This is a genomic window from Streptomyces sp. NPDC043908, from assembly GCF_056435525.1.
Genome location: NZ_JBWKEI010000012.1, coordinates 120,824 through 145,806, shown reverse-complemented (window position 1 = coordinate 145,806; position 24,983 = coordinate 120,824). Strand labels below are relative to the sequence as shown.

The following is a 24,983-nucleotide window of genomic DNA, read 5'->3' as shown; positions in this document are numbered from 1 at the left end:
GGACGGCCCACCGCGACGGCGGTCACGGCGATGGCCGGGCCCCGCGCCGCGGTCGCGACACGGAACCCGGCCGTTGGGCCGTGCGTGGCCCTAGGCGTCGATGCGCGACCGGTCCAGCGTCGCCGCCGAGCTGGTGATGAACTCCTTGCGGGGCGCCACCTCGTTGCCCATGAGCAGGTCGAAGACGTGCTCGGACGCCTCCAGGTCGCCGATGTTGATCCGGCGCAGGGTGCGGAAGCGCGGGTCCATCGTGGTCTCCGCCAGCTGGTCCGCGTCCATCTCTCCGAGGCCCTTGTAGCGCTGGATGGTGTCCTTGTACCGGACGCCCTTGCGCTGGAACTCCAGCAGGGTCTGGCGCAGCTCGTTGTCCGAGTACGTGTACACGTACTTGTCCTGGCCCTTCTTGGGCTGGACCAGCTCGATGCGGTGGAGCGGCGGGACGGCGGCGAAGACCCGGCCCGCCTCGACCATCGGGCGCATGTAGCGCTGGAAGAGGGTCAGCAGCAGGATGCGGATGTGGGCGCCGTCGACATCGGCGTCGACGAGCAGCACGATCTTGCCGTACCGCGCCGCGTCGATGTCGAAGGTGCGGCCCGAGCCCGCTCCTATGACCTGGATGATCGCGCCGCACTCGGCGTTCTTGAGCATGTCCGAGACGGACGCCTTCTGCACGTTGAGGATCTTGCCCCGGATCGGCAGCAGCGCCTGGAACTCCGAGTTCCGGGCGAGCTTGGCGGTGCCGAGCGCGGAGTCCCCCTCGACGATGAAGAGCTCGCTGCGCTCCACGTCGTCGCTGCGGCAGTCGGCCAGCTTGGCCGGCAGCGAGGAGGACTCCAGCGCCGTCTTCCGCCGCTGCGCCTCCTTGTGCTGACGGGCCGCGATCCTGGTCCGGGCCGCCGCGACGATCTTGTCCAGTACGGCACGGGCCTGCGCCTTGGCGTCCCGCTTGGTGGAGGTCAGGAACGCCTTCAGCTCCTTGGCGACCACATTGGCGACGATCCGGTTGGCGGCCGAGGTGCCGAGGACCTCCTTGGTCTGACCCTCGAACTGGGGTTCGGCGAGCCGGACGGTGACCACCGCCGTGAGGCCCTCCAGCGCGTCGTCCTTGACGACGTCGTCCTCGGCGACGCGCAGCAGCTTCGCCGAGCGCAGCACCTCGTTGACGGTCTTGGTGACCGACCGCTCGAAGCCGGCGACGTGGGTACCGCCCTTGGGGGTGGCGATGATGTTCACGAACGACTTCAGGTTCGTCTCGTATCCCGTGCCCCAGCGCAGCGCGATGTCCACGCCGAGCTCGCGGGTGACCTCGGTGGGGGTCATGTGGCCGCGCTCGTCCAGGACCGGGACGGTCTCCTTGAAGCTGCCCTGGCCGGTGAGCCGCAGCACGTCGCAGACGCCCTTGTCCTGGGCCAGGTACTCGCAGAACTCGCTGATCCCGCCGTCAAAGCGGAACGTCTCTTCCTTCTTGCCCTCGCCGTCGATGCCGCGCTCGTCGCGGACGACGATGGTCAGACCGGGGACCAGGAAGGCCGTCTGGCGCGCCCGCTGGTGGAGCGTCTCCAGGGAGAGCTTGGCGTCCTTGAGGAAGATCTGGCGGTCCGCCCAGTAGCGGATACGGGTGCCGGTGCGGGTCTTGGGCACGCGCTTGCCCTTGAGCAGCCCGCTGGAGGGGTCGAAGGGGGCGTCGGGACCCTGCTCGGTGAACATGCCGGGCGTGCCGCGCCGGAAGCTGATCGAGTGCGTCGCGCTGTTGCGGTCGACCTCGACGTCGAGGCGGGCCGAGAGCGCGTTCACCACGGACGCGCCCACGCCGTGCAGACCGCCGGAGGCGGCGTAGGAGCCGCCGCCGAACTTTCCGCCGGCGTGCAGCTTGGTCATGACGACCTCGACGCCCGACAGACCGGTCTTGGGCTCGATGTCGACCGGGATGCCCCGGCCGTTGTCCCGCACCTCGACGGAGCCGTCGTCGTGCAGGATCACCTCGATGAAGTCGCAGAACCCGCCCAGGGCCTCGTCGACGGAGTTGTCGATGATCTCCCAGAGGCAGTGCATCAGGCCGCGGCTGTCGGTCGAGCCGATGTACATGCCCGGGCGCTTGCGGACCGCTTCGAGGCCTTCAAGGACGAGCAGGTGCCGCGCGGTGTAGTTGGAGCCGTCCCGGTCGGCGCCGGAGAGCAGCGCAGTGGACGGAACGGACGTCTCGGCGGTCACGCAGTTCGCTCCTCGCTGAATTTCAATTCGCCCCCTGGTGGGTAGGGGGCCGGCGTCGGTCGCCGGTCAGAGGGTACCGAGGCCTGGTAGAGCCGTTGTCACGCCACCCTCGGCAGATACTCATGCTAGTCCAGCGTCGTATGCATGTTCGATCCCTCGTGGGGGTGATACGGATGTCACGTTCCCATCCAGGCATGAACCATTTAGGCTCCGGGCACGTCCTCATGAACAACCGGCAACCCCGCCGGGAGGACAACCGAGACAAGCAACGCGAAACCGTAGAGCACCGCAATACGGCTCATTCGCCGCCAACCGGCAGCAGACAGCCACCTCGACCAAGAAGTTTCGAGGAAAAGGCACGAGCGGGAACGTTTTCGGCCTGGTTGGATGTTGACCCTGGTACGACAGCTCGTCGAGCTAGAGAAGAGGCGACGTGACTACTGTTCTGACCCCCGCGAGCCCCCTGACGGCCGCTGACCGTTGCGACCGCTGCGGCGCACAGGCATACCTGCGTGTCCTTCTGACCAGCGGCGGCGAACTGCTCTTCTGTGCTCACCACGGACGCAAGTTCGAGCCGGAACTGAAGAAGATCGCCGCTGAGATACAGGACGAGACGGACCGCCTCACGGCGGTGCCCGAATCCGCAGGCGAAGAGGATCGCTGAACCTCGCACTGACGACGAGCCAGGGCCGGTCCAGGACCGGCGACGGGCGGCCGCCCCCGTGTGGGGCGGCCGCCCGTTCTCTTGCTCGCGCGCCGCTACAGGGGCGCCGCGTTCCGTGACGGGCCGACGAACGCGGAGATCCGGGTGTAGACCCCGGGGCTCTCCGCCTCCCCGCAGCCGCTCCCCCAGGACACCAGGCCCACCAGCCGCCCCATGGCCACCAGCGGCCCCCCGCTGTCGCCCTGACAGGCGTCGTGGCCGCCCTTGGGATCGCCCGCGCAGACCATGGTGGCCTTCAGGTACGCGTCCCCGGTGTTCCCCGGGTAGGCGTGCTCACAGGTCTGGTCCGACAGCACCCACACCCGGGTGGAGCGCAGCGACGCGGCGTAGGTGCCCCGCCCCGTCGTGTCGCCCCAGCCGTAGACCGCCGCCGGGGTGTCCGGGGCGTACGCCGGGTCGCCCGGTCCCGCGAGCCCGATGACGTACGACTCGGGCAGCGCGCTCGCCAGGGTGAGCATCGCGATGTCACCCGAGTTGCTGACCGGGTTGTAGTCCGGGTTGACCCAGGTGTCCCGTACGGCGACCTCCTGGCCGGTGGTGCCGCGCAGTTCGGAGCGGCCCGCGATCACCTTCAGGTCGCGCATTCCGTTGGCACCGAGCACCTCCTTGCTGAGGCAGTGCGCGGCGGTGATCACCTTGGTGGGCGCGACCACCGCTCCCCCGCAGAACTGACCCGCGCGCTTTGAGCCGAACCGGGCACGACTGGAGAGCGCGACGGCGTACGGGCTGTCCTTCACGGAGGCGGGCGTGCCTCCGATGACCACACTGTCGGCGGCGGCCGGCACGGGTGCGGCCAGCGGTACGGCGGTGGCGGCGGCCGTGAGGGCCAGCGCCCCGCGCAGCGCTCGGACGGTGGGGCGTCGCATACGGTCTCCTGACTCCGGGTGACACGGGCACACACCCAGAGTCAACGAGGCATTGACGCCTCGCACCCGCTCGGACACGCGCGAGGGCCCGGCTCCCTTGCGGAAACCGGGCCCTCGGTCACATCCGATCCGTACGACAGGCGTACGAACGCGACCTAGTCGAGGTAGTCGCGCAGCACCTGCGAACGCGACGGGTGGCGCAGCTTCGACATGGTCTTCGACTCGATCTGACGGATGCGCTCACGCGTCACTCCGTAGACCTTGCCGATCTCGTCCAGGGTCTTCGGCTGGCCGTCGGTGAGGCCGAAGCGCATGGAGACCACGCCCGCCTCGCGCTCCGACAGGGTGTCGAGGACCGAGTGCAGCTGCTCCTGCAGAAGCGTGAAGCTGACCGCGTCGGCCGGGACGACGGCCTCGGAGTCCTCGATGAGGTCACCGAACTCGCTGTCGCCGTCCTCACCCAGGGGGGTGTGCAGCGAGATCGGCTCACGGCCGTACTTCTGGACCTCGATGACCTTCTCCGGGGTCATGTCGAGCTCCTTGGCCAGCTCCTCCGGGGTGGGCTCGCGGCCCAGGTCCTGGAGCATCTGGCGCTGCACGCGCGCGAGCTTGTTGATGACCTCGACCATGTGCACCGGGATACGGATGGTGCGGGCCTGGTCGGCCATCGCGCGGGTGATCGCCTGACGGATCCACCAGGTGGCGTACGTGGAGAACTTGTAGCCCTTGGTGTAGTCGAACTTCTCGACCGCGCGGATCAGACCGAGGTTGCCCTCCTGGATGAGGTCCAGGAAGAGCATGCCGCGGCCCGTGTAGCGCTTGGCCAGCGAGACCACGAGGCGGAGGTTGGCCTCCAGCAGGTGGTTCTTGGCGCGGCGGCCGTCCTCGGCGATGATCTCCAGCTCGCGCTTGAGCTTGGGAGCGAGCTTGTCGGCGGCCGACAGCTTGTCCTCGGCGAACAGACCGGCCTCGATGCGCTTGGCGAGCTCGACCTCCTGCTCGGCGTTGAGCAGCGGGACCTTGCCGATCTGCTTCAGGTAGTCCTTGACCGGGTCGGCGGTGGCGCCGGCGACGGCGACCTGCTGGGCGGGAGCGTCGTCCTCGTCGTCGTCGGAGAGGACGAAGCCCTTGTTCTCGCCCTCGGCCTCCTCTTCGTCACCCTTGCCGGGCGCGACGTCCTCGAGCAGCTCCTCGCCCTCGACGACTTCCTCGTCGCCCTTCTTGCCGGCGGTCTTCTTCGCGGCCGTCTTCTTGGCCACGGCCTTCTTGGCGACGGTCTTCTTCGCGGCCGTCTTCTTGGCGGCGGCCTTCTTGGGCGCCTCGGCGTCGTCCGCCGACGCGTCCACGGTCTCGGCCGCCGGGGCCGCGGTGGCCGCGACGGTCTTGGTCACGGTCGTCTTCGCCGCGACGGTCTTGGTGGCGGTGCGCTTCGCCGGGCTCTTCGCTGCGACGCTCTTCCGGGTGCGCTTGGGAGATTCCGCGGCACTGACCATCAGCGTCACACCCTCTTCCTCGAGGATCTGGTTGAGGCTGCGCAGAACATTCTTCCACTGGGTTGGCGGAATCTGGTCGGCTTCGAAGGCCCGACGCACGTCATCGCCGGCGATCTGCCCATCAGCCTTTCCCCGCTCGATGAGCGCCATCACAGACTCTGACTCGGCGATCTCCGGCGGGAGCGTACGGGATGTGCTGGCCGACACGAACAACCTCTCGGAACGATGGAAAACGGCTTCCGGCCCCGCCCATGATCGGGCCGGAGCCGACGACCGTCGACTGGGGATTGTGCCGACGGCGCGGGCTGAACCTCGGAGCTGCACAGCGCCGCGTTCGGCTGCTGTATTCCTTCCTCGGCTGTTACCTCTTACGTCATCGCACGGTTCCGAGGAGTGTTACGCCCAATCTACGTGGCCCGAGTCACACCCCATACGTGACATAAACGGCCAACAGGGGCAAAGGGCCCATAATCGCGTCGCCGGACCCCCCGAGGTCCGGCGACGCGTGCTTCCTCCGGGCGGGGCGGCGGGGCCTCGCCCGGCCGCGCTCCGCCCTCAGTGCTCGCGCGGCGCGGGGACGACGCGCTCCACCTCGGGGTGGACGGTGAGCAGCTGCCGCATGGCGGCCTCGGCGGCCGTCCCGTCGGCGCCCGCCAGCGCGTCCACGATCCGGGCGTGGTGGGTGAGGGCCACCTCCGAGTGGCGGTCACAGCCGGTGACCGGTCCGCCGGAGACCTGGAGGGCGGCGCCGACGATCCCGGACAGGTGCTCCAGCATGCGGTTGCCCGCGGCCTGGATGAGCAGGGAGTGGAACTCCGCGTCGGCACGGGAGAAGGTGATCACGTCACCCTGGGTGAGGGAGTGGCCCATGATCTCGACCATGTCGCCGAGGCGCTGCTGGAGGTCCTCGCGGCCGTGCCCCGCGGCGAGGCGCGCGGCCAGCGGCTCGATCGTCCAGCGCAGCTCGCTGAGCTCGCGGCGCTGGTCGTCGCGCTGCGGCCCGAAGGCCCGCCACTCGATGATGTCGGGGTCCAGCAGGTTCCAGTCGCTGACCGGACGGACCCGGGTGCCGACGTTGGGGCGCGCGCTGACCAGGCCCTTGGCCTCCAGGACGCGCAGCGACTCGCGGACGACGGTCCGGGAGACCTCGAAGCGCTGGCCGATCTCCTCGGGCACCAGCGGACGGTCGGCGCCGAGATCGCCCGAGACGATCATCTGGCCGAGCTGCTGGACGAGTTGGCCGTGCAGTCCTCTCCCGCGGCTGCCCGCCGCGCGCCGGCTCACCCGGCCGAGGTCTGCCTCGGCTCCGTCCCAGGCGGGGAGGGAGACGCGGTCGGCGCCGCGCGCCTCCGCGTAGGGGTAGCGGTCGAGTTCGCCCGGTCCTGCGAGGCCGGAGTCGGCGGCGCGGGCGGTGGTCATCATGGTGTGCGCAAGGGTACTCACGCATCCTTTGTCGGCCGGTCTTCGACGGCCCTTGAGGTCTTTGGTGAAAAGCACACGAAAGGGTGATCTCCGCACCCCTCGCAATTGACGCTTTATCGGAAAGAAGCGGTCATTCTCTGGGGAGTTGTGACCCTCCGCACACGCCGGGGCGCAAGCGGGGTCACCAACGGGCCCTCCCGCGAAGGCCGGTGACCACGTAGGCGCAGAGCAGCACGGTGAGCGACAGCGCGAGGGCCGCGCCCTGCGGACGGGCGAGCAGGTGCAGCGCGGCTGCCAGTCCGTCGTCCAGCAGACGCGGCCAGCGCAGCCAGGCCACCTCCCGCAGCCGGGCCGGGAGTCCGGCGACCGAACGCGCCTGCGGCGCCGCCAGCGCCTTCTGTACGAGGGGGACGACGGCGACCGGCACCGCCAGCACGGCGGCGAGCCCGGCCGCGGTGGCGCGGAAGATGCCGGCCGCGAGCAGCCCGGCCCAGGCGCAGCCGACGGTCAGCCCCGCCCAACTCGCCGCCAGCGAGGGCCAGTCCGGCGGAATCCGCACCACGTCGCGGCCGTAGACCAGCCGCAGGGCCTGGGCGTCCAGGGCGACGGTGAGCACGGCCAGCAGGAGGGCGGCCCCGGCCGAGACCGCGAGTTTGGCGAGGAGCAGCCCGAGTCTGCGCGGGACGGTGCCGCGGTCGGCGGCGAGCGCGGGGTAGCGGTACTCCTCGCCGAAGGCGAGCGCCCCGAGGATCCCGGCGGCGAGGGCCGCGGGCGGCAGCGGCAGCAGCCTTGGCCAGGCGGCCACCAGGTGCGGCAGCGGGGTGTGCCCGGTGCGCCCCAGGACGGCGGCGAGCGCGACGGAGCCGAGGAGCGCGGCGCCGAGGAGCACGTACGTGGTGCGGACCCCCAGGAGGCGCCTCAGTTCGTAGCGCAGGGGGCGGAGGGGGGTGCGGGGCAGGGCGGGGGTGATCGGGGGGCGCGGGGGCGGGACGGAGGCGCCGGCCGGGGCGGGCGGGAGTTCACCCGGGGCGGTGGCGGCGGGATCCGGGCGGGGTGCGGGGGCCGCCGGGCCGGTGTCGGCGACCTCGTCCGTGAGGCGGTGGACGAGGACGCCGTGGCGGAACGCCGTTTCGCCGACCTCGGCGCAGCTCGCGCCGTAGACGGAGAGGTGGCTGCCGTCCTCCGTGACCACCTCGACCGACCGGCGTGCGGCCCGGGCCTCGCGGCTGACCAGGGCGCTCAGGCGGGCGGCGTGCGGGGTGGCGACGGCCACGCGGGGGCGCAGCCGGGTGCGCGAGAACTCCGCCACGTCCTGGTCCGCGACGAGGCGGCCCCCGTCGATCGTGACCACCCGGTCGGCCACCCGGGCCGCCTCCTTGGGGTCGGCGAAGGTGCACAGCACGGTGCCGCCCTGCTGGGCGTGGCCGCGCAGCAGCCCGTACAGCCAGCTGTTCTCGCGGGGCGAGAGGCCCTCGGCGGGCTCGTCGAGGAGCAGGGTGTGCGGGTCGCCGAGGAGGGCGGCGGCCAGACCGAGCCTGCGGTCCATGCCGAGGGAGAGGGTCGCGAGCCGCTGGTCCCCCAGGCCGTCGAGGCCGACGACGTGCAGCATCTCCTCGGCGCGGTCGGCCGGGACCCCGGCGACGGCGCACATGAGGCGGAGCTGCCCCCGGACGGTACGGGCCGGATGGCCCGGCACGTCGCCGAGCAGCGTGCCCACCTCCCGGGCGGGGTGGGCCACCTTGTGGAGCGGGCGGCCCCGGAAGTAGGTGACGCCCCGGCCCGGTTCGAGCTCCAGCATCAGGCGCAGGGCCATGGTCTTGCCGGAGCCCGGGGCACCGAGCAGGGCGGTGATCAGGCCCGGCCGGGCCTCGAAGGTCAGGTCGTCCACCTCGGGCGGACGGTCGCGACGGGGGGTGCTGGTGAGTCCGATGGCCTGGAGCATCGCTTCTCTCCCGGGGGTGAGACCGCTCGACGGCACGGCGGGAGGGACGGGTACCGGAGTAACATAACGCGACATTTCGGACTTTTTATGCAAGCGGGGGTCTGCGCGCGCCTGTGCCTTGCTTGTGCGCCTGCGCTGTGTGCGCCAGCACCTTGCATGCGGGGCGGGGACCGGTACCGCCCCACGCCCCGGCGGGGGTGGGGGGCGAGCCCGGGCGAGGTCTGGCGGCCTCCGCCGGGCAGGCCCCCTGTCAGGCCCTCTGCCAGATCCCGCCGTCAGACCTCCGGGCGGAGCATCGGGGGGTTCAGTAGGGTCGCGCCGCCCGCGCGGAAGAGCTGGGCGGGACGGCCGCCCTGGCGGGTCGTGGTGCCGCCGGACGGGACCAGGAAGCCCGGGGTGCCGGTCACCTTGCGGTGGAAGTTGCGGGGGTCGAGCGCGACCCCCCACACCGCCTCGTACACCCGCCGCAGCTCCCCCACCGTGAACTCGGCCGGGCAGAACGCCGTGGCCAGCGACGAGTACTCGATCTTGGAACGGGCCCGCTCCACGCCGTCCGCGAGGATCTGGGCGTGGTCGAACGCGAGCGGGGCGGGCTGCTCGTCCTCGCGGCCGAAGCCGCCGTCCTGGCTCAGCAAATCCTCCACGGGCGCCCAGCGCGCACTGTGCGCGTCGCCGCCCGCACGGGGGGCCGGCAGGTCGGGAGCGAGCGCGAGGTGCGCCACGCTGACGACCCGCATCCGGGGGTCGCGCCGGGGGTCGCCGTACGTGGCGAGCTGCTCCAGATGAGCACCGTTGCCCGGGGCCGGGGCGGTGGCCGCCGGGTCCTGGGCGCAGAGTCCGGTCTCCTCGGTCAGCTCGCGGGCCGCCGCCGCCGACAGGTCCTCGTCGCCCCGGACGAAGCCGCCGGGCAGCGCCCACCGCCCCTGGAACGGCGGTTCCCCGCGACGGACGACCAGCGCGCACAGGGCGTGGCGGCGCACGGTGAGCACGACCAGATCGACGGTCACGGCGAAGGGCGGGTAGGCCGACGGGTCGTAGGGAGACATGGAGCGATCATAGTCGTCTCCCTGACGATAAACACGCCCTCGGGCACGGCCGGTCGTACCTTCTTCCCCGGCCGCCCCACGCGCTCCCGCCGGGTCGGCCCCGCCACGGTTCCTCACCGCGTCGGGCCCCGCTCCCCCGACGCCCTCCGCCCGCGTCTCGACGGCCGGCGCGGCCTCCCGCCCGGTCCCGGATTCACCCAGCACTCCGTTCAGCCTCCCAACTGGAGCCGGTCGGCGGCCTGCTCGACCATGCCGACGCCGAGCCTGCTGATACGTACGGCGAAGGGCTCCCCCGCCACGCTCAGCCCCGACAACCGCACCGCGCCGAGCGGCGCCGACCGGACGGGGCAGAGGGCGACCGTGCCCGCCGGTGTGTCCGGGCGGATGCCCGCGAGCGTGGTGAGCAGCTGGACCGCCGAGGCGGCGGCGACGGCCGCCGGGCGGCACGCCGCCGGGTGCGGCAGCGGAGCGCTGTTCGCGGTGCGGTGCTCCCCCGCGAACATCTCGGGCAGCCGGTAGCCGAACGCCGCGGCCGCGTCCAGGAGTCCGCGCAGCAGGCCGCTCGCCTCCTTCTCGTACCCGGCGGCCGCGAGGCCCGCCACGGCGACGACCGTGTCGTACACCCGCACCGCGCCCGCGCGGTGGCCGAACGGGTTGTAGCCCGGCTCCTTGGCTCCCAGGCCGCGCAGCCCCCAGCCGGAGTCCATGGCCGGGCCGCCCAGGAGCCGGGCGAGCTGTTCCGTCTGCACCTTGTCGAGCAGCCCCGGGGCGAGCCGTCCCGCGCCGAGCAGGCCGGTGTCCAGGAGGTGGGCGGCGCCCGCGCCGAGCGGGGGCAGCCGACGGCCGTCGGCGGTGCGGGCGGCGGCGGGGCGCCCGCCCGCCAGGTCCTCGATCCAGAACTCCTCCCGGAACCGCTCCCGCAGCGCCGCCGCCCAGGCGGCGCACTCCTCGGCCCCCGGTCTGCCGCACTCGCGCAGCAGCTCGGCGCCCAGGACGGCGGCGCGGTGGGCGTGGGCCTGGGTCTCGGCCCGCGCGAGCCCCACCGCCGGGCCGGGCTCGCCCAGATACCCGCCGTCACCGGTGCACGCCCGCAGCCAGCGCAGACACCGCTCGGCCGCCGGCAGCAGCTCGGCCACCTCGGCCTCGGCCAGCCCCCAGCGCCGGGCCTCGGCGAGCACCACCGGGAACGCGAGGGTGGCCTCCACTCCGGTGCAGCTGGGCGGCAGATGCGGCCCCGCGTCCCGCAACGGGCCCGGGATACGACCGAACTCTCCTGCCGCACCCTCCAGTTGGGTCCGGGCGACGGCCCGCAGGGTCGCCGCCGCCAGCCGGGTGGAGAGCGGCAGGGCCATCCGGGCGGCCCAGAGCGCCTCGGCCGGGGCCGGGCCGGTGCGCCAGGGGACGCCCGCCGCCACGTGTACGTCCAGCGGGTGCGCCGGGTCCCGTACGAGCAGGGCACGCAGGTCGTCCAGGCCACTCTGGAGCAGCGGCCCGACCCGGGGGTCGTCGCCCTCCGCCTCGGCCTGCGGCAGCGAGTGGGGCGCGGCCTGGCCGGGCGGCCGGGCGGGGCGGTCGGTGCGGATGTGCAGCTCGATCGTGTACGAACCGCCCGGGGGCAGCTCCACGTCCCAGCGCAGGACGCCCGCCGAGGCGAGCGCGTCGGCCGGGGAGGGGTGGGCGCTCACCACGGCGTGCGCGTCCGCCGTCGTCCAGCGCATGCCCGAGTCGTGGACGCTGCCCGGCAGTTCGGGTCCGCCCCGGCCCGCCGCGACCGCGCCCAGTTCGGCCAGGTCGGTGCCGAGCGCGATCTCCACGGGGAGCCGCAGGGGGCGGGGCGAGGAGCTGCGCAGGGTGATCCGCTCGCTGCCCTCGGCCTGGCGCAGCCGCTCGACGGTGATCTCGGGGTCGGGACCGCTGTCGGCCGGGGTGCGCACCACCGCGAAGAAGCGGGCGCGGTCGGCCGATATGGGTCTGCCCTGGAGGGCGATCGGCTCCCGCCCGGCCACCTTCAGCTGACAGCGCGCGAGCAGCCGGCGCCCGTGCCGGTAGAACCCCTCAAGTCCGTGCCCGGTGAGCTGGCCGTGCTCGGCCGAGACGACGAGACCGGGGAGGGCGACGGAGATCAGGGCGGCGTGGAGGGGCGGGAGCCCGGCGAACCCGGGGCCGGGGGGTGGCCCGGGGGGCCGGGGGGCGGGTGTGGGGGCCGATGCCGCTGCCGGGCGCCGCCTCGGACCGGGGGCGGGCACGGGCCCGGCCCGGCGCCGTGTTTCGGGCGGGCCGCCTGGGGCGGGGGTGCGAGGGGGGACGGTGCCGGGGGCAGGGGCGGTGGCTCGGGGAGGCGTGACTGCCCCGGGGGCGCTGGCGCTCCCGGGAAAGGCATGGGCGCGAGCAGGGTGATCGGGCCGGCCATCACTCCGGGGAGGAGTGCCCGTTGGACCATCGGTGCGGGCAGGGGGTCCAGACCGGCCATTACTCCGGGGAGCGGCGCCCGTCGGAGCGGCGGCGCGGCCAGGGCGTTCGGACCGGGGTGAGCCCTCGCTTTGGTATCCGGCACCCATTGAAGCGTTGGCGCGCGCAGGCCCGTCGGTCCCGGGCGGGCCGTCCCCCTGGGAGGAGGTGCCTCTCGGCACATCAGCGCAGGCTGACGCATCAGCGCGGGAAGACCCATCGGTGTCGGGAAGCGCGTCGGCCCAGGGAAGGGACTCGTCCCCCGGCGGCTCGTCAGCCCGGGAGAGGGGGTTCGCCCGGGACGGGGGATTGGCCCGGGGAGGGACATTGAACGCCATACCTTGCCTTCCGAGCGCTCCGGCCGCATGCGTGGATCGGGCGGACCGCCCTCGCGCGGCGCCCTCCCCGTGAACGCGGCGGGCCGTGCACGGGTCACGGAGCGACACGGCGTGGCGTCGGCCCGGCCTCATTGGTCCGTTCCGTCCCGCCGCCCCGTCCGGCTGATCCGCCTGCCCCCGCGCCGGGCAGCCCCGGCCGTCGTGGCCCCGTTGCCATCGGGAAGGGTGGAGGCGGGCATCCCGTCCTTCCGGTTGACCGGAGATTTCCCCGGAGCCTTGCGGCGCGGCCTGAACCGGCGCGGGGTCACGGCGGCGTCCGGATCGAGCGAGGAGACCGGTACCGGGGCGCCCGACTCGCGGGCCGGTACAGCCTCAACCCCCGCCCCCAGCTCGGGAATCCGCCCCGAAGCACCCACCCCGAACGCCCGAGCCATTCCCTCGTCGGCTCCCGGCCCCGGTTCCGGGATGCCCGGCCCCCAGACCGCGCCGTCCTCCATCAGGGGCGCCCCCTCCCGCTCCCGCCTCTCCTCGCGCAGGCACCTGCGCAGCGCCTCCGGGTCCAGGCCCTGGTTGCAGGCCTGGTGGAGGAGTTGGGCGAACTGGTAGTCCGGGTCCGCGCGCAGGGCCAGGCCGAGGGCGACCCGGGCGGCGGGCTCGTCGCCCGTCGACCAGGCCACCCAGCCCGCCAGCGTGAGCGGGGCCGCCGCGTGCTCCCCGTAGCGGCCGACGCAGCGGCGGGCCAGGGCGCGCCACAGGCGCAGGGCCGGGGCCGCGTCCGGGCCCTCCATCCACTCGGCCGCGCGGTCCCGGGTGGTGCGGTCCTGGAGGCCGAGAAGCAGGGCCGCCGCCTCCTCGTGGGTGATCAGGGCGTCGTCCAGCGCGTCCGCGTCCGTGCGGCCCGTGGCCGGGGGCGCGCCGGAGAGGCGGCGCATCACGCGGCCCGCGAGGTCGAGGGTGTCCCGGCCCACCCGCAGCCGTTCCTCCTCGTCCAGAACGCGGGGCACCAGTGCCGCCTCCCCGGCCGCGAGCGCCCGCTCCTGGTCGGCCGCCGCCGGGCGCCGCCACGGGGCGAGGCGTGCCTCCATCTCCCGCAGCGAGCCCCGGACCTGGAGGCCCGCGAAGGTCGCGGCCGCCGCCAGCACAGACGTACCGGGCAGTGCCAGTACGTTCCCCTCCGGCGGGCAGCAGCGCGCGTCCGGGCAGCAGTACGACCAGTACCTCCCGTCCGAGATGCACAGCGCCTCCAGGACCGGGACGTCCAGGGCGCCGCACGCCGTCCGCAGCAGCTGCGCCAGCGGGCGGAGCCTCTCCATGACGTGACCGGCGGTCGTGTCCCCGAGCGGGTCCGGGTCCTGGCAGAGGAACACGATGATCCCGTCCGGGCGCGGCCCCCGCCGCTCGCTCCCCGCCACCAGGCACTCGGCCAACTGCTCCGCGACATGCGGCCATTCGCCCGGAGCACGGGGGATGCCGAGCCGGAGCCGCCCGCCGAAGCGGCCCCGGCGACCGTGGAGGGCGACCATCACGATGGAGTCGGTCGGATGGAAGCCCATCAAATACGGGAGGGCGTCGGCCAGATCGGCCGGGTTGCGCAAGGTGAGCTGCGGGTCGTCTTCGGGCAGGCCGTGGGAGCCGTGCGGTTCGCGGTGCTTGTTCATGCCCCGACGGTCCCGCGCCGGGCCACCCCTCACCAGCCCTGTGGATAACCTTGTCCACAGGCGAGAACAAGCCACCGGGAAACCCTTCACACTGAGGGGCGGTGGGGTTGTCGCGTCTCGTCGCGCGACGGCCGCACCGCCCCCTCGGTCCAGCTCCGCAGCCGAAGCCGCGGCCGCGGCTGCCCGGTCCTGCGGGGCCGTGCCGCACACCCCGCTAGACCGCGCCTACCACTTCTGGCCGGCCTGCTGCTTCGTCGTGGCGTTGAGCCGGTTGAACAGGTTGCTGACGGCGATGTGCAGCACGAGCGACGCCAGCTCCTGCTCGTTGAAGTGCTTGGCCGCCTCGTTCCACACCGCGTCCGGGACCGGGTCCTCGCGGTCGTTCAGGCGCGTGACGTGCTCGGTGAGCGCCAGCGCGGCACGCTCGGAGTCGGTGTAGAACGGGGTCTCGCGCCAGGCGCCGACGGAGAAGATCTTCTCGTCGCTCTCGCCCGCCTTGCGCGCCTGGCCGGACGCGGACTCCACACAGGGGCTGCAGCCGTTGATCTGGCTCGCGCGCAGGTGGCTGAGCGCCAGCAGACCCGCCGGGACACCGCCCGCGTACGTGGCCTTGTACAGGCTCTGGATGGCCTGCATCGCGTCCGGGAGGACCATCGCCGGGTTCTGCATGCGTGCTTCCATGACTGCTCTCCTTCAGAGATCTCCAGCGATCGTTCTGCGGCGATCGCTCAGCGGTGACACCGGCTCGATCCCGTCGGTCGGAATCCCGTGTCACAGAACTGACGGGTCCCGCCTCAGGAGTGTGACCGCGGAACGGGAAGAATTTTTCCCGCGGCCTTCTCCCCATCCCTCCCGCGGCCCCGCCCCGCCCCTCCCGCCGCCTCTCCGCGCGGACGACGAAGCGGCCCCGCAAGGCGTCAGGTGCCTTGCGGGGCCGCACGTCGCACACCGGCCGGAACCGACCGGCCGGAACCGCTCCCGGCATCAGGACCGGGACCGGAGTAGGACCACTACGGGGTGACCTTGATCAGCTGGCCCTCGGTGCCGACCGAGTTGTTGGTCACGTAGATCTCGTTGTTCGGACCCACGGCCAGACCGGTGGACATCGCCAGCTTGCCGTCGGTCGGGATCTCGGTGACGGCCTTGGTCTTGAGGTCGATCCGGTTCAGCTTGCCCGGCAGCGGCGGGCCCTGCTGCTGGAAGCCGCCGGTCAGCGTCAGCGCGATCAGGTTGCCGTTCTTGTCCGCCGCCAGGTCGGTGACCGCGGTCAGACCGCTGGCGAAGACCTCGGCGCGGTGACCCGGCACCAGCCGCCAGATGCGCGAACCGCCGGGGCGCAGACCGCCCATGTCGGCGATGTAGAACGCGCCGTCCGCACCCTTGACGATGCCGCTGGGCACCGCCTGGACCTTGACCGTGCCGTCGGCGGCGACCGTCTTGATCTGCGGGGCGAGCGACTCCAGGACCTTCTTCTCCTTGGCCGACGGGGCCGCGCCGGCGCCCGGGGCGGGGAGCTCGTTGTCCGGGAAGATCGCCTCGGTGGTGGTGCGGCCGCCGAAGCCGACGCCGACCAGGTCGTTGGCACCGGCGTCCGTGACCAGGAAACCGCGGCCGTTGCGGGCGAAGCGCCAGGCGTTGCTGTGGACCGACGCCTCCTCCGGGTTGGCCGGGTGGCCGAGCACCCAGTCGGGGTCGAGCAGCGTCTCGTGCTTGACCGGGTCGCCGACGACCCAGCCGCTGCCCGTCTGCAACGTGCCGAGCTTGGCCGCGTCCGCGCCCAGCTTGGCACGGTCGTCGGTGCTGCCGCCGAAGCCGCTGAGGACGAGGTAACCCGACCCGTTGGCCTCCACGTCGTTGGGGCCGGCGGCCGAGATCGGCTCGTACGGGTTGGTCGGGGCCACCGCGGCGGAGGCCAGGCCGGTGACGACGCGGCCCTGCTGGGTGCCCTTGACACGGTAGACGGAACCGGTCAGTCCGACGCACTTGGTGCCCGGCGCGCAGCCCGGCTTGCCCACGCCCGACTCGGCGATCAGGATCGTCCCGTCCGCCTGGACGGAGAGGCCGCGGGGGTTGTTGAGCTTGCTCGCGATGACCTCAATGGACGCGGCAGCGGCCTTGGCCTCCTTCGGCGAGGACGGCGAGGCCTGTGCCGGGCCGGGGATCAGCGTGACGGCCAGGGTGCCCACGGCCGCCGCCGCCACGAAGGCCCCACTCCAAGACCTGCGTATTCTCGACATGTCTCTCCCTCATCATGGCGTGCCCCCGTCATTGGGAGCCGTCTCAACGGGCGCCACGATAGACGCTTCTACCTCAACCGTCCTGTATTCGCAGGTAAGTTGTAAGCCTGTCCGACTGCGATCCATCCGCAGTTGCACACTTGATTCGCACTCGGAATTCACTGGCGTCGAACTCGTGCGGACAATTTCGGCCAACCGACCCCCGGTTTTCGCGCGTTGAGTGGTTGTTCGGCGCGGTGCGCGGCTCTAGAGTCTGCCGGGCGACGCCCATAGTCGGCGACATAGTCGACGCCGTAGTTTCCGGTATCCCGGTAATTGAGACTCTTGATACCGCTGCGCAACCGCCCACGGAGGATACGCATGCCCCCAATTCCGCCCGCCCGAGTCGTCCGCATCGTCGAAGGGGTGCGCGCGCGGGTGCAGCGCCTCGCCCAGCTGATGGTGCCCGCGCCGATCGCCGTCCTCGAACTGGCCCAGGGCGCCTGGGTGTCCCAGGCGATCTACGTGGCGGCCGAGCTCAGGATCGCCGACCAGCTCGCCGACGGCCCACTGTCCTCGGAGGAGATCGCCCGGCGGATCGAGGCCGACCCGGACGCGGTCCACCGCCTGCTGCGCGCCCTCGCCAGTTACCGCATATTCAGCGAGCAGAGCGACGGCCGGTTCAAGCTGACGCCGATGGCCGACGCGCTGCGCACCGGTACGCCGATGTCGATGCGCGACATGGCCCTGTTGACAGGCCACCCCGCGAGCTGGGAGGACTGGGGTGCGCTCATCCACACGGTGCGCACGGGCCAGCCGAGCCTGGAGAAGAACCGCGGGATGCACGCGTACGAGTACCTGGGCCAGAACCCGGAATTCGCGGAGATCTTCCTCAACGGCATGGGCACGCTCTCGAATATGGAGACCGAGCCCATTCTCGCCGCGTACGACTTCTCCAAGTACAAGACCCTCGTGGACGTCTTCGGCGGCCGAGGCGGTCTGCTCTCGGCGATCCTGAAGAAGACGCCCCAGTCGAAGGGCATCCTCTTCGATTCCCGGGCGGACGAGCTGGGCGCCCACGCGTTTCTCTCGGACGAGGGCGTCGTCGACCGGGTCGAGATCGACAAGGGTGATCTCTTCGGTCCGCTGCCCGCCGGTGCGGACGCCTATCTGCTGAAGCACATTCTGCATGAATGGCCGGAGCCGAAGGCGCTGGAGATCCTCAAGAACACACGTGAGGCAATCAGCCCCGACGGCCGGCTGCTCGTCATGGAATTCGTTCCTCCGGAGGGCAACGCGGCGCACCCCGCCAAGCTCGTCGACCTGTGGCTGATGATCCTGGTCGGCGGCAAGGAGCGCACCGCCCGCCAGTACGCGGAGATCCTGCGGGCCACCGGCTTCCAGCTCGACCGGGTGGTGCAGACCGCCGCGGGCGTCTCGATTGTCGAGGCGCGCCCGGTCTGACCGGCCCCGGGCTCTCGCCGCCCGTACGAAGAGGCTCCTGGCGGATCGTTTCCGCCGGGAGCCTCTTCCGTCTTCCCTCTCCCGTGACGGAAGAAGCTTCCGTCACGGGCGCACGCGTTACCCCAGCCCCGCCAGCCTCAGCAGCAGCCCCTTCACCTCGGTGGCCGCCACCTCCCCGCCCACCGCGTCCGGAGCCGAGCACAGCAGCAGCGGCCCGTCCTGCGGGTCGTCGGGCAGCCGCCCGTGGCTGCCGCGCACCGGTGAGGGGTCCAGCGGGACGACCGCCATCCGGTAGCGCATCCCGAGCTTCTTGCGGGCCAGCGCCTTCGCGGCCTTGACCTTCACATACGGGTCGAGGGGGTCCATGAACAGCTCGACCGGGTCGTATCCGGGCTTGCGGTGGATCTCGACGAGCTGGGCGAAGTCCGGGGCCCGGTCGTCGTCGAGCCAGTAGTAGTACGTGAACCAGGCGTCCGGCTCGGCGACCGCGACCAGTTCGCCCGAGCGCGGGTGGTCGAGGCCGGAGCTCTTCTTGCCCTCGTCGTCGAGGAGCCGCTCGATCCCTGGGACGTCCGCGAGGGCCTCGCGTACGGCGTCGAGGTCCTCGGGCCTGCGGACGTAGACGTGCGCGAGCTGGTGGTCGGCCACCGCGAAGGCGCGGGAGGCCATCGGGTCCAGGTACTCCATGCCGTCCTGGGTGTGCACCTCCAGCAGACCGGCGCGGCGCAGGACGCGGTTGATGTCGACGGGCCGGCTGACCCGGGTGATGCCGTACTCCGACAGCGCCACCACCGTGCGCCCGGCCGCCTCGGCGTCGTCGAGCAGCGGTGCCATGGCCGCGTCGAGGTCGGCGGCGGCGCGGTAGGAGCGCGGGTCGTCGGGACCGTACCGCTGGAGGTCGTAGTCCAGGTGCGGCAGGTAGCACAGCGCGAGGTCGGGGGCGCGGGTCGCCAGGATGTGGCGGGTGGCGTCGATGATCCACTGGGAGGAGACGAGGTCGGCGCCGGGGCCCCAGAAGTGGAAGAGGGGGAACGTGCCGAACTTGTCGTGGAGTTCGTCGTGCAGGCCCGGCGGCCGGGTGTAGCAGTCGGGCTCCTTGCGGCCGTCGGCGTAGTAGACCGGGCGGGGGGTGACCGTGATGTCGGTGTCCGCGCCCATCGCGTACCACCAGCAGATGTTGGCGACCGTGTAGCCGGGGTGGGCGCGCCGCGCCGCGTCCCACAGCTTGTCGCCCTGGACCAGGCCGTTGTGCTGGCGCCAGAGCAGGACCTCCCCGAGGTCACGGAAGTACCAGCCGTTGCCGACCACGCCGTGCTCGGCGGGGAGCGTGCCGGTGAGGAAGGTCGACTGGGCCGCGCAGGTCACGGCGGGCAGTACCGTGCCGAGCCGGGCCAGGGAGCCCGAGCGGCCGAGCGCCCTGAGCCGGGGCATGTGCTCCAGCAGCTTGGGGGTGAGGCCCACGACGTCCAGGACGAGGAGCGGGGTGGGCGCGGGGGCGTCGGTCATGGCAGTTCCTTGAGGCCGAGGTCGGTCAACAGGTCCCGGGCGAGGCCGATTTCGGCGGCGATGCCGTCGGCGAGCTGGTCCCGGTCGCGCGGGCGCAGCTCGGCGGGCAGGGCCTGCCAGGTGTACGTCTCGACCTCCAGGTGCCGGGTGCGCGCGACCGGGCCGCCGACCAGGACGGCGAGGGCCTCGCGCAGGACGGGCAGCGTGGAGGTCAGCGGCGCCGCGGGCCGCGCGTGCAGCGGTACGTGGAAGTGGGAGCGCCAGGGGGCGGTGTCGGGCAGGGCCCGGCCGGTGAGCGCCTCGTCGAGGTCGTCGGTGCCCAGGAGCGCGGCGCCGCCGCGGGTGCGGGTCTGGTGCAGGAAGCGCGGTTCGGCGAACTGGGCCAGCGCGGCGCGCACGTCGGGCCTGCCGGGCTCCTGCGCGTGCAGCGCGGCCGACAGCTGGGCCTTGGGGACGGTGATCCCGGCGGCGTGCAGCGCGTCCAGCGCCGGGCCCGGGTCCTCGAAGGAGGTCGCCAGATGGCAGGTGTCGACGCAGACGCCGATCCTGGGCGAGCCGATCGCGGTGAGCGGGGCGATGGCGTCGGCGGTGGTCTCGACCGTGCAGCCTGGCTCCGGCTCCAGGCCGATCCGGACGGACTTCCCGGTCTCCTCCTCCAGCGCGTCGAGGCGCCCGGCCAGCGTGCGCAGCGCGGTGTGCGCCGTCTCGGCCGCGGCGCCGTCGAAGCCGGTGCGCCAGGCGAGCGGGAGGGTGGAGATGGTGCCCTCGGTGACGTCCTCGGGGAGCAGTGCGGCGAGCAGCCGGGCCAGGTCGGTCGTGTACGCGAGCCGTTCGGGGTCGGTCCAGTCCGGCTTGTAGACCCGGTACTTGACCTCCTCGGCGCCGAACCCCTCGTACGGGAAGCCGTTGAGGGTGACGACCTCCAGGCCGCGGGTGTCGAGGGCGCGGCGCAGGCCGCGCAGCGCCGCCGGGTCGGCGCTCAGCTCGCGGGCGGCGTCCCGGGCCAGCCAGAGTCCGATGCCGAGCCGGTCGGTGCCCAGCCGTCGGCGGACCGGCTCGCAGTGGTCGCGCAGTTGGGCGAGGATCCCGTCGAGGGACTCGGCGGGGTGGACGTTGGTGCAGTACGCAAGGTGGACCGTGGAGCCGTCGGGGTGGCGCAGTCGCATGGGCTACTCGCCGCCGCGCAGAATGGAGTTGCCCTCGTGCAGGGCCTCCGGCGCCGCCACCGACAGGTCGAGGCGGCCGCTCAGCCCGTAGAAGGCGACCGGGTTGCGCCACAGCACCAGGTCCACCGCGTCCTCGTCGAACCCGGCCTTCAGCATGGCGTCCGCGACCTTGCGGGTCTTCAGCGGATCGCTCCTGCCCCAGTCTGCGGCCGAGTTGACCAGCACCTTCTCCGGGCCGTACTCGTCGAGGATCGCGACCATCCGGTCCTCGTCCATCTTGGTGTCCGGGTAGACGGAGAAGCCGAGCCAGGCGCCGCTGTCCTTGGCCTCGCGCACGGTCGTCTCGTTGAGGTGGTCCAGCAGCACCCGGTCGGGGGCGAGCGCCGACTCGCGGACGACGGCGACGGTGCGGCGCAGACCGGTGAGCTTGTCGCGGTGCGGGGTGTGCACCATCGCGGGCAGGCCGTGCTCGGCGGCGAGCTGGAGCTGTACGGCCAGGGCGTGGTCCTCGGCGGGCGTCATCGAGTCGTAGCCGATCTCGCCGACGGCGACCACGCCGTCCTTGACCAGATAGCGGGGCAGCTCGTCGAGGACGGGTGTGCAGCGCGGGTCGTTCGCCTCCTTGGGGTTGAGGGCGATCGTGCAGTGGTGGGCGATGCCGTACTGCGCGGCCCGGAACGGCTCCCAGCCGAGCAGCGCGTCGAAGTAGTCGAAGAAGCTCGCGGGTGAGGTACGGGGCTGGCCCAGCCAGAAGGCGGGCTCGACGACCGCGCGCACGCCCGCCGCGTACATCGCCTCGTAGTCGTCGGTGGTGCGGGACGTCATGTGGATGTGCGGGTCGAAGATACGCATGGTCAGGACTCCTCGGCCCCGGTGAGGGCCAGTACGCGGTGCAGGTCGTCGGGGACGGGGCGGCCGGCGGCGGCGCGCTCCTCGGCGTAGTCGCGGAGCATCCGGGCGAGCTCCGTGTCGCCGTGGGCGCGCTCGCGCAGGGAGGCGACGGCGGCCACGGGCACGGCGGTGAACAGGCACTTCAGTACGGCGTGCCGCCAGGCGTGCGGGTCCAGGTGGGCCGCCGCGTAGGGGCCGACGGCCGCCGCCACCAGCCGGGTGTCGTTGGCCCGCAGCGCGTCCTCGACGAGCGGCACCCCGGCCGCCGGATCGATGCCGAGGCCGTGCAGGGCCAGCAGCACCGCGCGGCGCTCGGCGGCGCTGCCCTGCTGGTAGATCCGGGTCGCGGTGGCCGCGTCCACCCGGGCGGTGCGCAGCAGCAGGACGCGGGCCTCGTCGACGGCGTCGGCGCCGAGGTGGCGTCCGGCCGAGGCGAACCGCAGCTCCCAGGGGGCGGTGCCGTATCCGGCGGAGGGGCGCTCGGCGGTGTGGGCCGCCTCGGCGAGCGCCTCGTCGAGCCAGGCGCGGGCGGCGCCGCCCAAGCGCGCGTCGAGTTCCGCACGAGACATCACGGCTAGGCTCCCTTCAGGGCCGAGGCGGCACCGGCGGTCAGCGGGCGCAGGAACTCCATCGAGCGGCGGGCCTGTTCGGGGCCCGCGTGGGAGTGGCGGGGCAGCTCGACGACGGTCAGACCGTCGTATCCGGTGGCGGCCAGCGCTTCCAGGACGGGCGGGAAGTCGATCTCGCCGTCCCCGAACGGCAGGTGTTCGTGGACCCCGCGCCGCATGTCCTCGATCTGGACGTGCCGCAGCCAGGGCGCGGCGGCACGCACGCACTCCGCGGGCGACTGCGGCTCCAAGCACTGGCAGTGGCCGATGTCGAGGGTCAGCCCCAGCGGTTCCGGGTCGCCCGACTGCTCGCGCAGCCGGTGGAAGTCGGCCAGGGTGGCCAGGAGATGTCCGGGCTCGGGTTCGATCGCCAGCGCAACGCCCGCCTCCGAGGCGGCGTCGACGACCGGGCCGAGCGCCTCTCCCAGGAGCTTCCAGGCGGTGTCGTCGTCGGTGCCCTCGGGCGTGATGCCGCTGAAGCAGTGCACGGCGTGCGCGCCGAGGTCGGCGGCGACGCGGACGGCCGTCACCAGCAGTCCGGTGCGGCGGGCCCGGGCGTCCGGGTCGGGGTCGAGCAGGGACGGCCCGTGCTTGCGCCGGGGGTCCAGGACGTACCGGGCGCCCGTCTCCACGGTCACGCCGAGGCCGAGCTCGTCGAGGCGGCGGGCCACCGCCCGGGTGCGCGCGGCCAGTCCGGGCGCGAGCGGGTCGAGGTGCATGTGGTCGAGGGTGAGCCCCACGCCCTCGTACCCGAGGTCCGCGAGGAGGCCGAGGGCGTCGTCGAGGCGCAGGTCGGTGAGGCCGTTGGTGCCGTAGCCGAGGCGGAGGCTCATGTGGGGCTGACCTTTCGTGCGAGCGTGCGGGCCACGGGGATGAGCCCGGCCAGGGCGGCGGCGGTACGCACCGAGCCCGCCCGCGCCGCGAGGGCCGCCTGGAGCGGGATCATCGCCTTGATCCCGCCGCCGACCGCCCGCTGGGTGAGCGGGGGCGAGGGGTTGAGGACGGCGTGGAAGGAGGGCTTGGCCGCGGTGGCCACGTAGGCGGCGGCGAGCGCGACCCGGACCGCGTCCCGGCGGGACGTCACCGGGACTCCGCCCCACGACAGGCCGCGGCCGCGGACGGCGGCCCCGTCGTCCGTATCCGTTCCGCCGTGCGGAGCGCCCGGCCTCGACCGGTGGCGGCCATCACCGAGGGCGCCGGGCCACGGTGTGCGGCGGGCCGTCAGGGCGCCCAGGGCCACCGCTCCGGCCAGGGCCGCCAGCGGCGGGGCCACCGCGCCCCCTCGCGTCTCGTGCCGGGAGACGGAGGTGACCGCGTAGGTGTGCGCGCCCAGCGCCGCGGCCGGGAGCAGGGACGGCTTCGCCACCGTGCCGCCGGTGGCCGTCGCGCCCAGGAGGAGGTCGAGGGAGCGGGCCGCGGCCATCGCCGCCGGGCCCGCCGCGGTGTGCTTCAGACGCAGGTCGTACGCCCACACCGTGCCCGCGAGCGCGGTGGCCACCAGACCGGCGGGGCGTCCCGCGCGGTGGGCGAGCGCCAGGCCGGCGGCGGTGAGGCCGGCCGCCGCCGCCAGGGCCGCGGCGGGCTTCACGCGGCCGGAGGGGATGGGCCGGTGGGGGCGGTCGACGGCGTCCTCGGCGCGGTCCGCCCAGTCGTTCAGGGCCATGCCCGCCTCGTACAGGCACAGCGAGGAGCCCACGGCGAGCGCGGTGCGGCGGTTGGGGCGCAGCGCGGCGGACGCCGCCCCCGCGAGGGCGTCTCCGGGAACGGTGAACAGGGCCGAGATGCGCAGCAGTTCGGCCCAGTCGCGCAAGCCCTGCCTCACCGGGCCTCCCGCAGCCGCTCGGCGAACGCCAGCAGGGCGCCGTACTGCTCGGCGAGGGCCGAGGAGCCGCCGTCCGGGTCCTTGAAGTAGAAGCCCAGCTCGGGGCGGGGGCCGGTGAGGCCGGCCTCGTGGGCGCGGGCGGTGAGGCGGGCCAGGTCCAGGACGAGCGGCGCGGCGAGCGCCGAGTCGCAGCCCTGCCAGATCGTCTGGAGGACCATCCGCGAGCCGAGGAAGCCCTCGAAGACGATGTGGTCCCAGGCGGTCTTCCAGTCCCCGAGCGCGGGCACGTCGTCGATGTGCACCTCGCCCTCGGGCAGCGTGCCGAGGTTGTCCTCCAGGACGCGGTTCTTGCCCGCGTTCTTGGCGGCGGCCGCCGCCGGGTCGGCGAGCGAGGCCCCGTCTCCGCCGCCGAGCAGATTGCTGCCGGACCAGGCCCGCACGGCCAGGGCGCGCTGGCGGAACATCGGCGCGAGCACCGCGCGGAGCAGGGTCTGGCCGGTCTTGCCGTCGCGGCCCGCGTACGGGACGCCGGCCGCCTCGGCGGCGCTCTCCAGGGCCGGGTGGCGCAGTCCGGTCGACGGGGTGAAGTTGACGTACGCGCATCCGGCGCGCAGGGCCGCCGCCGCGTACAGCGAGGAGGCGGGCAGCCGGGTGTCGCCCTCGGCGGGCGCGGGCTCGGTGGAGGAGACGTTGACGACCACGGTGCGGGCCACGCCCGTACGGCGGTCGAAGTCCGTGAGGTCGGCCGCGAACGCGGCGATGAGCTCCTCGTCGTCGCGGGTGTCGCCGGGCAGCGGGCCGCCCATGCGTATCTCCTCGTCCGCGGCGGCGAGTTCGGCGCGCACGGCGGCGGGCAGGGTGTGCGGGAGGACTCCCCCCGCGGCGAGTTCCTCGGCGCGCTTGGGCAGCGGGCTGCTGGCCACGTCGTGGCCGCCGAAGACGAAGGACGACAGCTCGGGAAGGCCGGCGCCGGCGAAGTCGGGGCTCTCGGTGACCAGGCCGGTGGCGGGCTGGAGTCCGGCGGCGACGGCGGCGCAGCCGGCGACCGCCGTGGTGGCGACGGAGCCGCGGGCTCCGATGAACCAGACCCCCGTCCTGGGGCCGTTGTCGCGGGTATCTGCGTAAGGGGACACGGACAGCCTCCTGGTTACGTCAGCGCGTT

General features: G+C 73.2%; 19 protein-coding genes. 2 read left to right on the top strand and 17 right to left on the bottom strand.

The genetic code is table 11. The features are described from left to right. Positions 1-90 precede the first annotated feature (90 nt). On the bottom strand, positions 91-2,211 hold the full coding sequence (locus AC069K_RS25665) for a DNA gyrase/topoisomerase IV subunit B (RefSeq protein WP_365109278.1): 2,121 nt from the start codon (positions 2,209-2,211) through the stop codon (positions 91-93). A 433-nt stretch (positions 2,212-2,644) separates the two neighbouring features. Here AC069K_RS25665 and AC069K_RS25660 point away from each other — a divergent pair, with 433 nt between their 5' ends. Continuing rightward, the gene (locus tag AC069K_RS25660) at positions 2,645-2,875 is read left to right on the top strand and encodes a DUF7455 domain-containing protein (protein WP_067165114.1); all 231 of its coding nucleotides are present in this window, start codon (positions 2,645-2,647) and stop codon (positions 2,873-2,875) included. A 95-nt stretch (positions 2,876-2,970) separates the two neighbouring features. Here AC069K_RS25660 and AC069K_RS25655 read toward each other — a convergent pair whose 3' ends face one another. The 9 genes from AC069K_RS25655 to AC069K_RS25615 all read right to left on the bottom strand — a co-directional run bounded on the left by AC069K_RS25655 (position 2,971) and on the right by AC069K_RS25615 (position 16,385). Further along, positions 2,971-3,801: a serine protease gene (locus AC069K_RS25655; protein ID WP_365109281.1), complete on the bottom strand. Its 831-nt coding sequence runs from the start codon at positions 3,799-3,801 to the stop codon at positions 2,971-2,973. Positions 3,802-3,956: 155 nt separating this feature from the next. Continuing rightward, positions 3,957-5,501 carry an RNA polymerase sigma factor gene (locus AC069K_RS25650; protein ID WP_358833993.1) on the bottom strand — a complete coding sequence of 515 codons (1,545 nt, stop codon included), beginning with the start codon at positions 5,499-5,501 and terminating at the stop codon, positions 3,957-3,959. Positions 5,502-5,849: 348 nt separating this feature from the next. Then, a complete protein-coding gene (locus AC069K_RS25645; RefSeq protein ID WP_358837396.1) occupies positions 5,850-6,737 on the bottom strand; it encodes a FadR/GntR family transcriptional regulator in 888 nt (295 codons plus the stop codon). 160 nt (positions 6,738-6,897) lie between these two features. After that, a complete protein-coding gene (locus tag AC069K_RS25640; RefSeq protein WP_478620250.1) occupies positions 6,898-8,658 on the bottom strand; it encodes an ATP-binding cassette domain-containing protein in 1,761 nt (586 codons plus the stop codon). Between the two features lie 275 nt (positions 8,659-8,933). Continuing rightward, entirely contained in the window at positions 8,934-9,704 is a 771-nt protein-coding gene (locus AC069K_RS25635) for an NUDIX hydrolase (RefSeq protein ID WP_358837398.1), read from the bottom strand. A 209-nt stretch (positions 9,705-9,913) separates the two neighbouring features. Beyond that, the gene (locus tag AC069K_RS25630) at positions 9,914-12,262 is read right to left on the bottom strand and encodes a glycogen debranching N-terminal domain-containing protein (protein ID WP_478620245.1); all 2,349 of its coding nucleotides are present in this window, start codon (positions 12,260-12,262) and stop codon (positions 9,914-9,916) included. Positions 12,263-12,618: 356 nt separating this feature from the next. Then, positions 12,619-14,148 (bottom strand): DUF4192 domain-containing protein, encoded by a 1,530-nt coding sequence (locus tag AC069K_RS25625; protein WP_478620242.1) that lies wholly within the window; start codon positions 14,146-14,148, stop codon positions 12,619-12,621. Positions 14,149-14,373: 225 nt separating this feature from the next. After that, positions 14,374-14,829, bottom strand: coding sequence for a carboxymuconolactone decarboxylase family protein (locus tag AC069K_RS25620; protein ID WP_358837865.1), 456 nt, complete (start codon positions 14,827-14,829; stop codon positions 14,374-14,376). Between the two features lie 329 nt (positions 14,830-15,158). After that, positions 15,159-16,385 (bottom strand): ScyD/ScyE family protein, encoded by a 1,227-nt coding sequence (locus tag AC069K_RS25615; protein ID WP_478620238.1) that lies wholly within the window; start codon positions 16,383-16,385, stop codon positions 15,159-15,161. 360 nt (positions 16,386-16,745) lie between these two features. On the opposite strand from AC069K_RS25615, the gene AC069K_RS25610 reads away from it, so the two are divergent. Continuing rightward, entirely contained in the window at positions 16,746-17,828 is a 1,083-nt protein-coding gene (locus AC069K_RS25610) for a methyltransferase (protein WP_358833920.1), read from the top strand. A 117-nt stretch (positions 17,829-17,945) separates the two neighbouring features. On the opposite strand, the gene AC069K_RS25605 is transcribed toward AC069K_RS25610, so the two are convergent. From AC069K_RS25605 to AC069K_RS25575, 7 genes are read right to left on the bottom strand one after another with little or no spacing between them, the layout of a single operon-like run. Next, entirely contained in the window at positions 17,946-19,334 is a 1,389-nt protein-coding gene (locus tag AC069K_RS25605; RefSeq protein WP_478620233.1) for an alkaline phosphatase family protein, read from the bottom strand. Further along, positions 19,331-20,500 (bottom strand): metabolite traffic protein EboE, encoded by a 1,170-nt coding sequence (gene eboE, locus AC069K_RS25600; protein ID WP_478620230.1) that lies wholly within the window; start codon positions 20,498-20,500, stop codon positions 19,331-19,333. The genes AC069K_RS25605 and eboE overlap by 4 nt, the downstream gene beginning before the upstream one ends. 3 nt (positions 20,501-20,503) lie before the next feature. Further along, positions 20,504-21,352 (bottom strand): TatD family hydrolase, encoded by an 849-nt coding sequence (locus AC069K_RS25595; protein WP_358833917.1) that lies wholly within the window; start codon positions 21,350-21,352, stop codon positions 20,504-20,506. A 2-nt stretch (positions 21,353-21,354) separates the two neighbouring features. Beyond that, the gene (locus AC069K_RS25590; RefSeq protein ID WP_478620227.1) at positions 21,355-21,960 is read right to left on the bottom strand and encodes an EboA domain-containing protein; all 606 of its coding nucleotides are present in this window, start codon (positions 21,958-21,960) and stop codon (positions 21,355-21,357) included. 5 nt (positions 21,961-21,965) lie between these two features. Next, positions 21,966-22,832 carry a sugar phosphate isomerase/epimerase family protein gene (locus AC069K_RS25585; RefSeq protein ID WP_478620224.1) on the bottom strand — a complete coding sequence of 289 codons (867 nt, stop codon included), beginning with the start codon at positions 22,830-22,832 and terminating at the stop codon, positions 21,966-21,968. Continuing rightward, positions 22,829-23,809: an SCO3242 family prenyltransferase gene (locus AC069K_RS25580; RefSeq protein ID WP_478620462.1), complete on the bottom strand. Its 981-nt coding sequence runs from the start codon at positions 23,807-23,809 to the stop codon at positions 22,829-22,831. Before AC069K_RS25580 ends, AC069K_RS25585 begins: the two co-directional genes overlap by 4 nt. Before the next feature lie 8 nt (positions 23,810-23,817). Then, positions 23,818-24,960, bottom strand: a complete 1,143-nt coding sequence (locus AC069K_RS25575; protein ID WP_478620459.1) for an inositol-3-phosphate synthase — start codon at positions 24,958-24,960, stop codon at positions 23,818-23,820. Positions 24,961-24,983 lie beyond the last annotated feature (23 nt).

Excerpts from the sequence above, each read along its gene's own strand:
- AC069K_RS25630 (WP_478620245.1), bottom strand. The coding sequence starts at position 12,262 with ATGGGTGCCGGATACCAAAGCGAGGGCTCACCCCGGTCCGAACGCCCT.
- AC069K_RS25595 (WP_358833917.1), bottom strand. The coding sequence starts at position 21,352 with ATGCGTATCTTCGACCCGCACATCCACATGACGTCCCGCACCACCGAC.
- AC069K_RS25585 (WP_478620224.1), bottom strand. The coding sequence starts at position 22,832 with ATGAGCCTCCGCCTCGGCTACGGCACCAACGGCCTCACCGACCTGCGC.
- AC069K_RS25610 (WP_358833920.1), top strand. The coding sequence starts at position 16,746 with ATGCCCCCAATTCCGCCCGCCCGAGTCGTCCGCATCGTCGAAGGGGTG.
- AC069K_RS25615 (WP_478620238.1), bottom strand. The coding sequence starts at position 16,385 with ATGTCGAGAATACGCAGGTCTTGGAGTGGGGCCTTCGTGGCGGCGGCG.
- eboE (WP_478620230.1), bottom strand. The coding sequence starts at position 20,500 with ATGCGACTGCGCCACCCCGACGGCTCCACGGTCCACCTTGCGTACTGC.
- AC069K_RS25625 (WP_478620242.1), bottom strand. The coding sequence starts at position 14,148 with ATGAACAAGCACCGCGAACCGCACGGCTCCCACGGCCTGCCCGAAGAC.
- AC069K_RS25655 (WP_365109281.1), bottom strand. The coding sequence starts at position 3,801 with ATGCGACGCCCCACCGTCCGAGCGCTGCGCGGGGCGCTGGCCCTCACG.
- AC069K_RS25640 (WP_478620250.1), bottom strand. The coding sequence starts at position 8,658 with ATGCTCCAGGCCATCGGACTCACCAGCACCCCCCGTCGCGACCGTCCG.
- AC069K_RS25620 (WP_358837865.1), bottom strand. The coding sequence starts at position 14,829 with ATGGAAGCACGCATGCAGAACCCGGCGATGGTCCTCCCGGACGCGATG.
- AC069K_RS25590 (WP_478620227.1), bottom strand. The coding sequence starts at position 21,960 with ATGTCTCGTGCGGAACTCGACGCGCGCTTGGGCGGCGCCGCCCGCGCC.
- AC069K_RS25605 (WP_478620233.1), bottom strand. The coding sequence starts at position 19,334 with ATGACCGACGCCCCCGCGCCCACCCCGCTCCTCGTCCTGGACGTCGTG.
- AC069K_RS25635 (WP_358837398.1), bottom strand. The coding sequence starts at position 9,704 with ATGTCTCCCTACGACCCGTCGGCCTACCCGCCCTTCGCCGTGACCGTC.